This window comes from Sphingobium salicis subsp. salicis, assembly GCF_049472635.1.
Lineage (GTDB): Bacteria > Pseudomonadota > Alphaproteobacteria > Sphingomonadales > Sphingomonadaceae > Sphingobium > Sphingobium yanoikuyae_A.
Window position 1 is genome coordinate 779466 of sequence record NZ_JAYRCS010000001.1, and the last position, 14178, is coordinate 793643.

A 14178-nucleotide genomic window follows, 5' to 3' on the forward strand; every position below is an offset into this window, starting at 1 on the left:
TTTTGGCGAAAGGCGAAAGCGCCTGTTCAGATTTCGCGGACGGCGACCATCATCGACAGGCTTTGCGTGGCGCCCGGCGCCAGCATCGCCATGCCTTCAGGTCCGTTGATCGCGTCCGGCATATGGCTGACCGGCTCCAGGCAGAAGAAGTCGCCAGCGGGTGGACGGAAGACATGCAGCCAGTCCGCACCCTCAGCCGTCAAGGTCAGGCGGATGCCGTCGCCGCGATCGACCACCGCCACATGATCCCAGCCGCCATGGACATTGTCGATCAGGCTGTCGCCGGTCACGCACGCACCCTGCGACCAGTCGCCCAGCGTATCGGCAGGCACTTCCCGTTCGGGCAGCATGTCGGGGGAGGAGAGCCAGAGCGTGTCGGCGTGGAAGCGCAGCATCGTGTCCGCGTCCAGCGCGAAATAGGGATGGAAGCCAAGGCCGCAGGGCATCGGGTTGTCGCCCAGATTCTGCACCAGCAGCGTGACCTCCAGCGCATCCTCGCTCAGCCGCACATGCTGCTGCGCGCGCCAGGCCCAGGGCCAGCCGGCTTCGCCTTCATGATCCTGTTCCAGCCTGACGTCATGGCCCGACTGCTCCAGCACATGCCAGGGCCGCTGCCAGCCAAAGCCATGGATGCTGTGGGGATGATCGCCGAAATTGAGCGGCAACTGATAGCTTTGCCCGTCCACGCTATAGCGCCCATGGGCGATGCGGTTGGCATAGGGCACCAGCGGGAAGCTGGCCATGTCCAGCGGATCATGGCTGTCCTGCGGCGCGCGGCGCAGCAGGGCCACGCCGTCGCGATCGAAGGACAGGATCGACCCGCCAATGTCCGGGGCGAGCGCGCAGTTGAGCGCGCCCGCCTTCAGGGTGACGATCTTGCTCAGCCGACCATGTCCTCAAGCTCGCGGCCCTTGGTCTCATGGACCATGGCGCGCACGAAGAAGAAGGAAATGGCGGCAAACAGGGCGTAGCCGGTATAGGTCACGACCAGGCCCGGCGACACGGCGAGCGAGGGGAAGCTGACCGAGATCGCGGCATTGGCGATCCACTGGGCAAAGCCGGCGACGGCCAGGCCCGAACCACGGATCTGGTTGGGGAACATCTCGCCCAGCATCACCCACATGATCGGACCCCAGCTCAGGTTGAAGAAGATCACGTAGAGGTTCGCCGCGATCAGCGCCATCAGGCCATTATGGCCCGGCAGCACCACGCCGCCATCCGCGCCGGTGACGGCGGTGGAGAAGGCATAGGCGACGATCGCCAGCGTCACCGCCATGCCGGCAGAGCCGATCAGCAGCAGCGGCTTGCGGCCGATCTTGTCGACCAGCATGATCGTGCCCAGGCACGCGCCGATCGACAGCACGCCCGACAGGATGTTGATCTGCAGCGCATTATCCTCGGAAAAGCCGACGGCTTCCCACAGGGTGGCGCCATAATAGAAGACGACGTTGATGCCGACCAGCTGCTGGAACACGGCGAGGCCAATGCCGGCCCACACGATCGGGCGCACCTTGCCGCTGGCCTTGTCGATCAGGTCGCTCAGCTTGGGGCGGTGATGATCGGCGGCCAGGCTGGCGCGGATCTCGGTAACCTTGCGATTGGCTTCCTCGGCACCGAACAGCTTGGTCAGGACCGCGCGGGCGCGTTCGTCCTGGCCGCGCGCGACCAGATAGCGGGGGCTTTCCGGGATCACCAGCAGCGCCAGGAAATAGATGGCGGCCGGGATCGCCTGCAACCAGAACATCCAGCGCCAGGCCGGGAAGTCGAGCCACAAGGGCGCGGTCGAACCGCCGGCATAGCGGGCCAGCACGAAATTGGCGACGAAGGCGCCGGTCAGGCCGGAAATGATCATCACCTGCTGCACGCTCGACAGCCGGCCGCGGATCGAGGCGGGGGTGACTTCGGAGATATAGACCGGCGAGATGACGCTCGCCGCGCCGACGCCCAGGCCGCCGATGATGCGGGCAATGATGAAGATGGCGGAGGAACCGGCGGCACCGGCCAGCAGCGCGCTCACCAGGAACAGGATCGCCGCCAGCATCATCACGCCGCGACGGCCGATGATGTCGGCCATGCGGCCCGCGCCGAACGCGCCGATCGACGACCCTACCAGGATCGCACCGACATTGACGCCGATGCCCAGCTTGCCCAGGTCGAAGGCGGCTTCCAGCCCCTTCTGGGTGCCGTTGATGACGCCCGAATCATAACCGAACATGAAACCGCCGATCGTGGCGACGGCCACGATCGCTGCGATGAAGGCCATATTGACCTTCCCGGCGCTCCCCTCACTCATCTGCTTGTCCTTCCAGCTCTCTATTTCTTCTATATCGTGGCGACATGGCCCGGCAGCCCCGCGACGCCGGCGTCGAAGGCGAACAGATCGCCTGCCAGGGGCTGTTCTGTCAACGCTGTCACATCCAGTCCCTTGCGCGCCGTCGTGGCATAGGCCGTCATCAGGTCCGGGCCGCCAAAGGCGATCTTGGTGATGTTGGCGACGGGGAAGCGGATTTCCCGCATCAGCCGCCCGGCGGGGTCATAGCGGCGCACCGCCCATCCGCCGAACAGTCCGGTCCACAGGCAGCCTTCGGCATCGACCGTGGGGCCGTCGGGATAGCCTGCGCCATCCTCGATCCGCGTGAACAGGGTGGCGGCGCCGGCGACGCCATCGACATCGACCGGGCATTGCCAGATGGCGCGGCCCAGCGTGTCGGTATGATAGAGGATGCGCCCGTCGGGCGAGAGGGCAGGGCCGTTGGTGATCGACACGGCGGCCAGCCCGCTTTCGACCAGATCGCCGCGATGCAGGCGATAGAAACGGCCGCTTTCCTCTGCCTCGGCATCGTCCATCGACCCGAACCACAGGGCACCGCCGGGCGCCACCGTGGCGTCGTTCAGCCGGTTGCCCGGCCGATGCGCCTCGGGCGCGTGGAGCAGGGTGAAGGCGCCGCTCTTCGGATCGAAGCGATGCACGCCCGATTGCAGGCCGACCGCGAACAGCCCGTCGTCGGTCGGCACGATCCAGCCGACCTGGCCCGGCGTGGTCCAGCTCTTGGACACGTCCAGCGCCGGGTCGAAGCGGTGGATCGCATGGCCCTTGATGTCGACGAACCACAAGGCCGCCTCGCGTTCGACCCAGATCGGCCCTTCGCCCAGTATCGCCCCGACCGACAGGACGCTGCGCGGTGCGGAGTCGCTCATCTCAGCGCCAGCCGGCGTCGATGAAATAGTCATGGCCGGTGCAGTAGCGCGCATCGTCCGACGACAGGAACATGGCCAGCGCGGCGACATCGACCGGCAGGATGCGGCCGTCCAGGCACTGGGCCGCGACGATCTCGGCCTCGCCTTCGGGCGTGTACCATTTTTCCTGGCGCAGCGTCTTCACATTGCCCGGAATGATGGTGTTGACGCGGATATTGTCGCGGCCAAGGTCGCGGGCCAGGCTGCGCGTCAGCCCCTCGATCGCCGCCTTGGCGGTCTGGTAGAGGATGAGGTCGGGCAGGGCCAGGTGCCAGCTGATCGAACCGAAGTTCAGGATCACGCCGCCGCCCGCGCGCTTCATCGCCGGGATCGCCGCCTGCGCCGCGAAGAACTGGTGGCGCAGATTGACCGCCATCCGCTCGTCCCAATAGGCCTGGGTCACGTCCTCGATCGTGTGGCGATCGTCATTGGCGGCGTTGTTGATCAGGATGTCGATCCCGCCCAGTTCGGCCTCGACCCGCGCCATCATTGCCTGCAGCGCGTCGATGTCGCGCAGGTCGCAGGCGTGGAAGATCGGGGTAAAGGCACAGCCGCTCAGCCGTGCGGCCAGCGCCTCGCTCTCGGGGATGGCGATGTCGCAGAAGGCGACATGCGCGCCCTGCATCGCATAGGCTTCGACCAGCCCTTCGCCGATGCCGCTGCCGCCGCCGCTGATGAAGACCCGCTTGCCCTTCAGGCTCGGGTAGATGGCGCGGCTCATGCAGTTTCTTTCTGGTCGACGGCCGAGAGCAGACCGCGCCCGGCAAGATTGGTCATCAGCGCGGTCAGGCCAAAGGTCCAGGGTGCGGCGTCCTTCGACGTCACCACCGGGTTGATCAGCTTGCCCAGGCGCGGGGTGGAGATGGCAACGATGTCACCGACCTTGTGCGTAAAGCCGCGGCCTTCCTCGTCACGGTCCTGCACGGGCGCGAACAGCGTGCCCAGGAACAGGGCGAAGCCATCGGGATATTGATGTTCCGACAGGGTCTGGCGCACCAGTTCCAGCGGATCGCGGCTGATCTGGTCCATCCGGCTCGTGCCTTCGAGCATATAGCCTTCCGGCCCCTCGATGGTCAGGCCGACTTCGGCATTGCGCACATCGTCGATGGTGAAATCGCCGTCGAACAGGCGAACCAGCGGGCCGAGCGAGCAGGACGCATTATTGTCCTTCGCCTTGCCCAGCAGCAGGGCGGAGCGGCCCTCGAAATCGCGCAGGTTGACGTCATTGCCCAGCGTCGCGCCCACGGCCTGGCCATCGGCATTGACCAGCAGCACGACTTCGGGCTCGGGATTGTTCCAGGTGGAATCGGACCGGATGCCGATTTCCGCCATCGGGCCGACCGTCGCCAGCACCGGCGCCTTGGTGAAGACTTCCGCGTCCGGGCCGATCGCGACTTCCAGATATTGCGACCACAGGCCGTCCTCGATCAGCGCGGCCTTGAGCGCTGCGGCTTCCTCGGTGCCCGGCACCACGGCGCGGATCGATCCGCCGACCCGCTCTTCCAGGCGACCACGGATTTCGGCGGCAGCGCCGGCGTCGCCGCGCGCCCGTTCTTCGATCACGCGCTCCAGCGCCGACAGGGCAAAGGTCACGCCACAGGCCTTGACGCATTGCAGGTCGACCGGGCTCAGCAGCGCCGCCTCGATCGCGCCCAGATCGCCGATCTTCTCGCCATCTGTGGCGGCGACGAAGGGCAGCTTCTCGACCAGCTGGGCGCTGGTCGGCGCGATCGCGCTCATGTCGTAAACGACGCCCTGCGACACCAGGATCGGGCTCGGGCCCGCGTTCGTCTGGATGCGGCCCAGGAAAAGCCCGGTCCGCCAGTCATGCGGCAGACAGTCAAGCAAGGCGGTATCCCCCGGCATCATCTTCTCCTATGCACCTGGTTGTTGATTGATAGCGCTACCAACATGGAAGGGCGGTGCAAGTCAAGACCCCCTGATGAAAATCGCTCGCAGCGACGGGGCGTCGGACCTTTGTTGGCCGCGGGCCAGGCGTCATGGCGTGCGCGTGGCACGGCGAATTTCCGGCCTTGCCGCTACGTCAGCCCTTTTCAGTCCCGCCGGGCTGCGGCATAGAAGGGGGACTATGAAGAAGAACCAAGAGAGCGTGCCGGACGCCGGCGCAGAAGCCCTCCAGCCAGAGGATAATGCCCCCGATCTCGCCGATGCGGCGCGCAAGTCCGCCGGAAAGGCCGTGTGGATGGGCACGGCCGTGGGCATCGGCTCGGCCGCGATCGTCGCTGCTTTGCTCTATACCAAGAAGCGTCGCTGAACCCGTCGGGGCCTCTTCCCGGCCCCGCGGCCATCCGCCATCAAAAAAAAGGAGGCGGCATGTTCTGTGACATGCCGCCCCGGTGCGACCCGCTTGGGGTTCTGTATTTTCCCTGCCTTCGTGACGGGAAGGGAAATATTTATGCGCCCGCGCTGCCGCTCAGATAGCTGATCAGTTCGGGCTTGCTGACCGATATGCTCTTGTCGGCATCGGCAGTGGTGAAGGCGCCGCTGGCCCAGGCGGTGACTTCGGCCGGCGGCAGCGTCTTGCCGGTGGCCTTCATCTCCTGATCCTTGAGGGCCACCATCCAGCGCGAAAACTCGCCCTGGTCCAACTGTCCGTCCTTGTTCGTGTCATAGGCCGGGAATTCCGACTCGACGATCGCGGCGACCGAATTGGCCGGGTTTGCCGGCTGCGCGGCCTGCGGTTCGGCCGGGCTCGCGGGCGCGGCCGGTTGTGCGGCCTGCGCTGCCGGATCGGCCGGCGCAGCCTGCTGCGCCAATGCGGGCGCTGCGACCAGCATGGCGCTCGTCAGAAGCAAGGTGCGGATCATGGCGACATCCTTTATATCATTGAAACGCGCAGGGCCTGCATTGGGCGCCTGCTTTGGCTTCATGCCTTAATTGCCATCACATAATACATGAAGACTAGGAAAAGTTCCTGAACATCGGTTCATCTACGCATTTGGACTTATGAAATGCTTCGGTTCGACTGTCTTTGCTTGGATAATTGCGGCCGGATGAGGCGCGCGCGGGGCAGGGGAGCCTCCTCAATTGCCCCAACGGGCGCGGGCTGCTAGGCGGCGCGGCAATATCCACCCTCCAGCCGCAGGATTCGCCCATGGTCCCCCGCTATTCCCGTCCCGCAATGACCGCCCTCTGGGAGCCGGAAGCCCGCTTCAAGATCTGGTTCGAGATCGAGGCGCACGCGACCGAGAAGCTGGGCGAACTGGGCGTCGTCCCGCCGTCGGCCGCCAAGGCGCTGTGGGACTGGTGGGCCACCAACCCCGCGATCGACGTGCCCGCGATCGACGCGATCGAAGCCGTCACCAAGCATGACGTCATCGCCTTCCTGACCTGGGTCGCCGAACAGGTGGGCGACGAAGCCCGCTTCATGCACCAGGGCATGACCAGCTCCGACGTGCTCGACACCTGCCTTGCCGTGCAGCTGACCCGCGCCGCCGACCTGCTGATCGAGGATCTCGACAAGCTGCTCGACGTCATCAAGCGCCGCGCCTTCGAGCATAAGCTGACCCCGACCATCGGCCGCAGCCACGGCATTCATGCCGAACCGGTCACCTTCGGCCTCAAGATGGCAGAAGCCTATGCCGAGTTCAGCCGCTGCAAGACCCGCCTGGTCGCGGCCCGCGAGGAAGTCGCCACCTGCGCCATTTCGGGCGCGGTCGGCACCTTCGCCAATATCGATCCGCGCGTCGAGGAGCATGTCGCGCAAAAGCTCGGCCTTGCGATCGAGCCGGTCTCGACCCAGGTGATCCCGCGCGATCGCCACGCCATGTTCTTCGCGACCCTGGGCGTCATCGCCTCCTCGATCGAGCGCCTCGCCGTCGAGGTCCGCCACCTGCAGCGCACCGAAGTGCTGGAGGCCGAGGAATATTTCTCGCCCGGCCAGAAGGGCTCGTCGGCGATGCCGCACAAGCGCAACCCGGTCCTCACCGAAAACCTCACCGGCCTCGCCCGCATGGTGCGCAGCTATGCGCTGCCCGCCATGGAAAATGTGGCGCTCTGGCATGAGCGCGACATCTCGCACTCCTCGGTCGAGCGCTATATTGGCCCCGACGCGACCATCACCCTCGACTTCGCGCTCGGCCGCCTGACCGGCGTGATCGACAAGCTGCTCGTCTACCCCGAGCGGATGATGAAGAATCTCGACAAGATGGGTGGCCTGGTCCACTCGCAGCGCGTGCTGCTGGCCCTGACCCAGGCCGGCGTCAGCCGCGAAGACAGCTATCGCTACGTCCAGCGCAACGCGATGAAGGTCTGGGAATCCGACGGCCAGCTCTCGCTGCTCGAACTGCTCAAGGCCGACGAAGACGTCGCCAAGGCATTGAGCGCGCAGGAAATCGAGGACAAGTTCAACCTCGACTATCATTTCCGCCAGGTCGACACCATCTTCGCCCGCGTCTTCGGCGAAGCCTGACCCGACGCGCGAACAGCGCCGCGCGACAGTAAAGAAGAGGGCGCCCGACCACCCGGTCCGGCGCCCTTTTGCTTCCTTGCGAGCATGGCGAAGTCACGACGATAACGGGTTTTGCCCGCTGACGACCATTCTTGGACATGAGATCGTCTGCACCCGATCTTACTTGCAGACATTTACTCGTATCGCCACAAAGCCATCATGACGGACAATGAAATTGAGGCCGCCACTGTCGCAAAAGGCACATGGCAATACGGGGGATCAGGCCTCATGCCGGTCCGCATCATCGGCCTCACGTTCGACTATGGCTACGCCATCGCGGAGGCAGACCAGCAACTTATCGAGGGCGAGCAGCCGGAACCGTTGGGCGAACAGGGGCTGCTCTATTATGCCTACTTCAGTCAGATTAGCGGACCAGCTTTCCCTACTGTCATTCAGGCCAAAGGGTTCGCGCAATCAATGGTGCGGTCTGAAATCAACTGGAGTTGAAGGCGCATAAGCGACGATTGCGGTCGAAAGCCGCCGTTCCCCTAACCACCCAAACCTGTCCTACACCCCGCACACCCTGCTACACCGGGCCAAGGCTCTTTCCCATCGTCCGCGCACCATCCATCCTCGCATGAAGATTTCCAACGTGCGCACGAAAATGTCGCAATGTGCAGGAAATATGCGAAGTTAAGCGCGGCCGTTCCTATTTTCGGCCCTTGTGCTTGGGGCGCAATCGCGGCGCCGCGTCGGACTGGCGGCGGACCAGTTCATAGTCCAGCAGCATGTGCGGCGGGCCATCCTCGCTCTGGGCGCGGCGGCCCTTGATATGGCGCACCAGCAGGTCGACCGCCGCCCGCGACATGGCGCTGATCGGCTGGCGGATGGTGGTCAGTTCCGGCCAGATCGTGGTGGCGAGCGAGGTGTCGTCGAAGCCGCAGACGGTAAGGTCGCCCGGCACGTCCAGCCCGTTGCGATGGGCGATCGCCACCGTCGCGGCGGCCATGTCGTCATTGCTGGCGAAGATGGCGGTCGGCGGATTGTCCCGCGCCAATATATGCTCGGCCGCGTCCAGGCCGGAACGGTAGGTGAAGAAACCCTGTTCCACCAGCGCATCGTCCAGCGCGATGCCGGCCTCGCCCAGCGCGCGGATATAGCCCTGATAACGTTCCTCGCTGGCGCTCAGGTTCGGATGCCCCTTGATGAAGCCGATGCGGTTATGGCCAAGGCCAATCAGGTGCCGGGTCATTTCATAGGCCGCGCCCCGGTCGTCGATGCTGACCGCGGCCAGGCTGGCCGGCGCATGGCCGGTCGCCACCACGACGGCGGGGATGCCCGCCTCGCGCAGGGCATCGATCATCGCTTCATGGTCGCACAGCGGCGGCGGCAGCACGACGCCGTCGATCCGGCCGCGCACCAGATGGTCGACCACCGCCTTGATCGCGGTCTGCTCGTCCCATTTCTCGACGACCAGGTCGATGCCGGCGCGGCTCGACTGGTCGAGGCTGCCGACCAGGAATTCCGACAGATAGGATGCCGACGGGTTGGAATAGAGCAGGCCGATCCGCGTCTCGTCGCCGCCCGCCAGGCTGCGCGCGGCGGCGCTGGGGGAGTAGTTGAGCGCAGCGATCGCCGCCTCCACCTTTTCCTTGGTCGCCGCCCGCACCACCTGTTCGCCATTGATCACCCGCGACACCGTCATCGGCGACACGCCGGCATGTTTCGCCACATCGTTGATGGTGGGCGCGTTGCGCTGGCGGCGGGAACTTCTGGCTTCCATCAGTTTTTCGGGGCCTTCGACATGGGACTAAACTTCTCTGCTAGCGGGATCATTGCGCAAGCTTAAGTAAAATCTCATTTCGGATGCCCCGGCGCATAGGGGAAGCTCAGCGCCTTGTACCAGTCGAGCGGATGGGCGGGCGCCGCGCTGCCGGCGGGCAGGGGGCGGCCGGACACCGACTGGAAATAGGCGATGCAGGCGTCGCGCCACCATATCGCTTCGCGATGCTGGATCGCCAGGAAGGTCTCGACCTGCGCGAAGCGCTCGGCATCGACCTGGGGCTTGAGCTTGGCCCAGTCCCGCTGCATCGCTGCCACCGTTTCGACACCCCGGTCATAATTGTGGATCAGCCCATCCCACAGCGTCTCGCCCGATTGCAGGCGATAGTCCCAGGGCAGATGATGGAACCACAGCAGCTCGCGCTCCGGCGTGGTCTTGGGATTGTCGAGCAGCTTCGCCAGCGCCGGCGCATATTGGCCGGTGGCATTGCTCCCCGTCCTGGTCCGGTCAAAGCCGATGCCCTGCTTGTCGGCCTTGTGATAATAAACCGGGTTCCATTCGGGCCGCGCCAGTTCGGACACCCAGGGGGCGGGGCCATAATGATGGCCAGTGCCCATGATATGCGCGAGGCCCAGCGGCGTCATATAATCGACCGCCGCCTCGCGCGATCCCATCATCATCGCGACGATCGGTGCAACCACCCTGGGATCGGGGGAGAAGGTCTGCGCCGCCCATTCGCGCGCGACAGCCTCGGCGGTCAGGTCGGTGTCCCACGCCATGCGACCGAACGCATACCAGTCTGCCTGGTTGAAGATCGACCCGCTCCAGTCGCGGTCGACGCCGATATTGGCGACCCCGGCGATGCCGGTCAGCTTGTGGCCTTCCAGCGATCCGTCGATCACCTTGGCGACGGTCGATCCCTTGCCCCTGGCCAGCGTATCGCTCTTCAGCGTCTCCTCGAACAGCGTGCCCAGATAGGTAAGGTGGGTCGACTGGCCCAGATATTCCTTGGTGATCTGGAATTCCATCATCAGCGGCGTCTTGGGCATCGCGCCGAACAGCGGGTGGAAGGGTTCGCGCGGCTGGAAGTCGATCGCGCCATTCTTCACCTGGACGATGACATTGTCGGCGAACTGGCCGTCGAGCGGCTTGAAGTCGCTATAGGCCTGCTTGGCGCGATCGTCGGGATTGTCATGGGCATAGACGAAGGCGCGCCACATCACGATGCCGCCATGCGGCTTGACCGCAGCCGCCAGCATGTTGGCGCCGTCGGCATGGGTGCGCTTGTAATCCTGCGGGCCGGGCTGGCCCTCGCTGTTCGCCTTCACCAGGAATCCACCGAAATCGGGGATCGCCTTGTAGATCTCGTCGGCCTTGGCCTTCCACCAGGCGGCAACCGCCGGGTCGAGCGGATCGGCGCTTTTCAGGCCATCCAGTTCCATCGGCGCGGTCCATTTGACCGACAGATAGACCTTGATGCCATAGGGGCGGAACAGGTCGGCCAGCGCCGCCGCCTTGGCGATATAGGCCGCGGTCAGGCTGTCCGACTTCGCATTCACATTGTTGAGCACCGTGCCGTTGATGCCCAGCGAGGCATTGGCGCGGGCATAGTCGGTATAGCGCGGCCCCTTATAATCGGGCAGGCGCCACCAATCCCAGATCGACTGGCCGGCATAGCCACGCTCCACCGTGCCATCCAGATTGTCCCAATGGTTGAGCAGGCGCAGACCGATGCGCGGCGCGCTGCGGATATCCAGCCGGTCGAGCGCCGCGCCGGTGCGGGCGAGCCGCAGCCAGGCATAGGCGCCGTGCAGCACGCCGACATCGGTTGCGCCGGCAATCACCGTTACCGGCTTGCCCGCGATCGTCATGGTGCGAATCGCATAGCCGTCAGGCCCTAGGCCGTCGGTAGGCACCGCTGGCTTGTCCTGCTGCGCGGCCGATTGCAGCAGGATCGCACCTTGCTGCACTGTTGCTGTCAGGGGTACGGTGGCGCCGGTCAGCCCGGCTATGCCGCGCTGCAATTCCCGCCGGGCGATCATCAGGGTAGGGCTGGCCCCGCCGACAATGCTGCGGGCGTTGGCCCCGATCCGCTGGGCGCCGGCGGCGTCGGCCGGCGCATTGCGCAGCCACAGATCATAACCGTCTTCCGCCAGCGCGCGCGGCGCGCCGATCAAAAGGGCGCTGGCCATGATCCAGCAAAATAGGCGCGCAAACATTCGGTCCTCTCCCCCTTGGCCCGCAGGCAATTTTTTGGTGCGCATTGCCAACGGTGGCATTGACAAGCTGCTCTTGGGTTGTGATGGTAACGCTATCAGTTGATCGGCGGCAAGCAAAAAGGAAAGCCGCGATAAAATTGGAGAGGGGCGTCGTGATCCGGTCAGTTCAGTTTTTGTGCGCAGCATCGGCGCTGTCGCTGGTGATGGCGGCGCCGCTCACGCCCGTTACGGCGGCGCCGGCAACCGGCCAGTCGGCCCGCCCGCTCTACAAGGATGCGTCCGCCCCGATCGAGGCGCGCGTCGATGATCTGCTGGCGCGCATGACGCTGGATGAAAAGATCGCCCAGATCACCACCGTCTGGACCGACAAGGTGAAGCTGCTGGACGCGCAGGGCGAACTGGACCCCAGCAAGCTCGGCCCGACCTTCCCCAACGGCATCGGTCATTTCACCCGTCCGTCGGACGGGCGCGGCAGTTTCAGCCCGCGCGTCGTGCCCGGTCGCGATCTGCGCCGCACCGTGGCGCTGGTCAACGGCCTGCAGAAATGGGCGATGACGCAGACCCGGCTCGGCATCCCGATCCTGTTCCATGAGGAAGGGCTGCACGGCTATGCCGCCGTCGGCGCGACCAGCTTCCCCCAGTCGATCGCCATGGCGTCGAGCTGGGATCCGGCCATGCTGCGCCAGGTCAATCAGGTGATCGCCCGCGAAATTCGCGCGCGCGGTGTGCCGATGGTGCTCTCGCCCGTGGTCGATATCGCCCGTGACCCGCGCTGGGGCCGGATTGAGGAAACCTATGGCGAGGATCCCTATCTGGTCGGCGAAATGGGCGTTGCGGCGGTGGAGGGGCTTCAGGGTATTGGCCGTTCGCGCACGCTCCAGCCCAATCATGTCTTCGCCACGCTCAAGCATCTGACCGGCCATGGCCAGCCCGAAAGCGGCACCAATATCGGCCCGGCGCCGGTGTCGGAACGCGAACTGCGCGAGAATTTCTTCCCGCCCTTCGAACAGGTGGTGACGCGCACCGGCATCGAGGCGGTGATGGCCAGCTATAACGAGATTGACGGCGTGCCCAGCCACGCCAATCGCTGGCTGCTGGAAAATATCCTGCGGGAAGAGTGGGGCTTTCGCGGCGCCGTCGTCTCCGATTATTCGGCCGTCGACCAGCTGATGAGCATCCACCATATCGCCGCCAATCTGGAAGAGGCGGCGATGCGCGCGCTCGATGCCGGCGTCGACGCCGACCTGCCCGAGGGCCTCTCCTACGCCACGCTCGGCAAGCTGGTGCGCGAGGGCAAGGTCAGCGAGGCGAAGGTCGATCTCGCCGTGCGGCGCATGCTGGAGCTGAAGTTCCGCGCCGGCCTGTTTGAAAATCCCTATGCCGACGCCAATGCGGCCGCCGCGGTCACCAATAATGAAGATGCCCGCGCGCTTGCCCGCACCGCGGCCCAGCGCTCCATCACCCTGCTCAAGAATGACGGCATGCTGCCGTTGAAGCCCGAAGGCACGATCGCGGTGATCGGCCCCAGCGCGGCGGTCGCGCGGCTGGGCGGCTATTATGGCCAGCCGCCGCACAGCGTCTCCATCCTCGAAGGGATCAAGGCGAGGGTCGGCACCAAGGCGAACATCGTCTTCGCCCAGGGCGTCAAGATCACCGAGGATGACGATTGGTGGGCCGACAGCGTTACCAAGTCGGACCCGGCCGAAAATCGCAAGCTGATCGCCCAGGCGGTCGAGGCGGCGCGCAATGTCGACCGCATCATCCTGACGCTCGGCGACACCGAACAGTCGAGCCGCGAGGGCTGGGCCGACAATCATCTGGGCGACCGCCCTAGCCTCGACCTGGTCGGCGAGCAGCAGGAGCTGTTCGATGCATTGAAGGCATTGGGCAAGCCGATCACCGTCGTCCTCATCAACGGCCGTCCCGCTTCCACGGTGAAGGTCAGCGAACAGGCCAACGCCATCCTCGAAGGCTGGTATCTGGGCGAGCAGGGCGGCAATGCCGTGGCCGACATCCTGTTCGGCGACGTCAATCCGGGCGGCAAGCTGCCCGTCACCGTGCCGCGTTCGGCCGGCCAGTTGCCGCTCTTCTACAATATGAAGCCCTCGGCCCGGCGCGGCTATCTGTTCGATACCACCGACCCGCTCTATCCCTTCGGCTTCGGCCTCAGTTACACCAGCTTCAGCCTGTCGGCGCCGCGCCTGTCCGCCACCAGGATCGGCACCGGCGGCAAGACCAGCGTTTCGGTCGATGTCCGCAACACCGGCGCGCGGGAAGGGGACGAGGTCGTCCAGCTCTATATCCGCGACAAGGTCAGCTCGGTCACCCGCCCGGTCAAGGAGTTGAAGGGCTTCCAGCGCGTGACGCTGAAACCCGGCGAGAGCCGCACCGTCACCTTCAGCGTCGGTCCCGAGGCGCTGCAGATGTGGAACGACCAGATGCACCGCGTCGTCGAACCCGGCGATTTCGAGATCATGACCGGCAACAGCTCGGTCGCGCTCCAGTCCACCACCCTGACGGTGCAATAA

Annotated in this window: 12 protein-coding genes; 4 read left to right on the forward strand and 8 right to left on the reverse strand. The window is 65.3% G+C overall.

Annotated features, from left to right (window positions below; genetic code table 11):
• Window positions 1-26 precede the first annotated feature (26 nt).
• From VHN57_RS03895 to VHN57_RS03915, 5 genes are read right to left on the reverse strand one after another with little or no spacing between them, the layout of a single operon-like run.
• Window positions 27-884 carry an aldose 1-epimerase gene (locus VHN57_RS03895; RefSeq protein ID WP_459116286.1) on the reverse strand — a complete coding sequence of 286 codons (858 nt, stop codon included), beginning with the start codon at window positions 882-884 and terminating at the stop codon, window positions 27-29.
• Window positions 881-2293: a sugar porter family MFS transporter gene (locus VHN57_RS03900; RefSeq protein WP_017501562.1), complete on the reverse strand. Its 1413-nt coding sequence runs from the start codon at window positions 2291-2293 to the stop codon at window positions 881-883. Before VHN57_RS03900 ends, VHN57_RS03895 begins: the two co-directional genes overlap by 4 nt.
• 29 nt (window positions 2294-2322) lie before the next feature.
• Window positions 2323-3198, reverse strand: a complete 876-nt coding sequence (locus tag VHN57_RS03905) for an SMP-30/gluconolactonase/LRE family protein (protein ID WP_278986222.1) — start codon at window positions 3196-3198, stop codon at window positions 2323-2325.
• Between the two features lies 1 nt (window position 3199).
• The gene (locus VHN57_RS03910) at window positions 3200-3958 is read right to left on the reverse strand and encodes an SDR family NAD(P)-dependent oxidoreductase (RefSeq protein WP_048937366.1); all 759 of its coding nucleotides are present in this window, start codon (window positions 3956-3958) and stop codon (window positions 3200-3202) included.
• Window positions 3955-5103 (reverse strand): fumarylacetoacetate hydrolase family protein, encoded by a 1149-nt coding sequence (locus VHN57_RS03915; protein WP_278391677.1) that lies wholly within the window; start codon window positions 5101-5103, stop codon window positions 3955-3957. Before VHN57_RS03915 ends, VHN57_RS03910 begins: the two co-directional genes overlap by 4 nt.
• 223 nt (window positions 5104-5326) lie before the next feature.
• On the opposite strand from VHN57_RS03915, the gene VHN57_RS03920 reads away from it, so the two are divergent.
• Window positions 5327-5512: a hypothetical protein gene (locus VHN57_RS03920; protein ID WP_004211421.1), complete on the forward strand. Its 186-nt coding sequence runs from the start codon at window positions 5327-5329 to the stop codon at window positions 5510-5512.
• Between the two features lie 139 nt (window positions 5513-5651).
• Here the strand turns inward: VHN57_RS03920 and VHN57_RS03925 are convergent, their stop codons facing one another.
• Window positions 5652-6065 carry an EF-hand domain-containing protein gene (locus VHN57_RS03925; protein ID WP_026109251.1) on the reverse strand — a complete coding sequence of 138 codons (414 nt, stop codon included), beginning with the start codon at window positions 6063-6065 and terminating at the stop codon, window positions 5652-5654.
• A 287-nt stretch (window positions 6066-6352) separates the two neighbouring features.
• On the opposite strand from VHN57_RS03925, the gene purB reads away from it, so the two are divergent.
• Both purB and VHN57_RS03935 read left to right on the forward strand, forming a co-directional pair.
• Window positions 6353-7669 (forward strand): adenylosuccinate lyase, encoded by a 1317-nt coding sequence (gene purB, locus VHN57_RS03930; RefSeq protein ID WP_048937364.1) that lies wholly within the window; start codon window positions 6353-6355, stop codon window positions 7667-7669.
• A gap of 198 nt (window positions 7670-7867) precedes the next feature.
• The gene (locus VHN57_RS03935) at window positions 7868-8155 is read left to right on the forward strand and encodes a hypothetical protein (protein ID WP_161733508.1); all 288 of its coding nucleotides are present in this window, start codon (window positions 7868-7870) and stop codon (window positions 8153-8155) included.
• 202 nt (window positions 8156-8357) lie between these two features.
• Here the strand turns inward: VHN57_RS03935 and VHN57_RS03940 are convergent, their stop codons facing one another.
• Window positions 8358-9431, reverse strand: coding sequence for a LacI family DNA-binding transcriptional regulator (locus tag VHN57_RS03940; protein WP_017503410.1), 1074 nt, complete (start codon window positions 9429-9431; stop codon window positions 8358-8360).
• A 74-nt stretch (window positions 9432-9505) separates the two neighbouring features.
• Window positions 9506-11650: an alpha-glucuronidase family glycosyl hydrolase gene (locus tag VHN57_RS03945; RefSeq protein ID WP_278985642.1), complete on the reverse strand. Its 2145-nt coding sequence runs from the start codon at window positions 11648-11650 to the stop codon at window positions 9506-9508.
• Window positions 11651-11853: 203 nt separating this feature from the next.
• Here VHN57_RS03945 and VHN57_RS03950 point away from each other — a divergent pair, with 203 nt between their 5' ends.
• Window positions 11854-14178 carry a glycoside hydrolase family 3 N-terminal domain-containing protein gene (locus VHN57_RS03950; RefSeq protein ID WP_278985644.1) on the forward strand — a complete coding sequence of 775 codons (2325 nt, stop codon included), beginning with the start codon at window positions 11854-11856 and terminating at the stop codon, window positions 14176-14178.

What these genes read in the sequence shown, in the direction of transcription:
- VHN57_RS03915 (WP_278391677.1), bottom strand. Translation starts at nt 5,103, where the DNA reads ATGCCGGGGGATACCGCCTTGCTTGACTGTCTGCCGCATGACTGGCGG.
- VHN57_RS03920 (WP_004211421.1), top strand. Translation starts at nt 5,327, where the DNA reads ATGAAGAAGAACCAAGAGAGCGTGCCGGACGCCGGCGCAGAAGCCCTC.
- VHN57_RS03910 (WP_048937366.1), bottom strand. Translation starts at nt 3,958, where the DNA reads ATGAGCCGCGCCATCTACCCGAGCCTGAAGGGCAAGCGGGTCTTCATC.
- VHN57_RS03925 (WP_026109251.1), bottom strand. Translation starts at nt 6,065, where the DNA reads ATGATCCGCACCTTGCTTCTGACGAGCGCCATGCTGGTCGCAGCGCCC.
- VHN57_RS03900 (WP_017501562.1), bottom strand. Translation starts at nt 2,293, where the DNA reads ATGAGTGAGGGGAGCGCCGGGAAGGTCAATATGGCCTTCATCGCAGCG.
- VHN57_RS03905 (WP_278986222.1), bottom strand. Translation starts at nt 3,198, where the DNA reads ATGAGCGACTCCGCACCGCGCAGCGTCCTGTCGGTCGGGGCGATACTG.
- VHN57_RS03950 (WP_278985644.1), top strand. Translation starts at nt 11,854, where the DNA reads ATGGCGGCGCCGCTCACGCCCGTTACGGCGGCGCCGGCAACCGGCCAG.
- VHN57_RS03940 (WP_017503410.1), bottom strand. Translation starts at nt 9,431, where the DNA reads ATGGAAGCCAGAAGTTCCCGCCGCCAGCGCAACGCGCCCACCATCAAC.
- VHN57_RS03945 (WP_278985642.1), bottom strand. Translation starts at nt 11,650, where the DNA reads ATGTTTGCGCGCCTATTTTGCTGGATCATGGCCAGCGCCCTTTTGATC.
- VHN57_RS03935 (WP_161733508.1), top strand. Translation starts at nt 7,868, where the DNA reads ATGACGGACAATGAAATTGAGGCCGCCACTGTCGCAAAAGGCACATGG.
- purB (WP_048937364.1), top strand. Translation starts at nt 6,353, where the DNA reads ATGGTCCCCCGCTATTCCCGTCCCGCAATGACCGCCCTCTGGGAGCCG.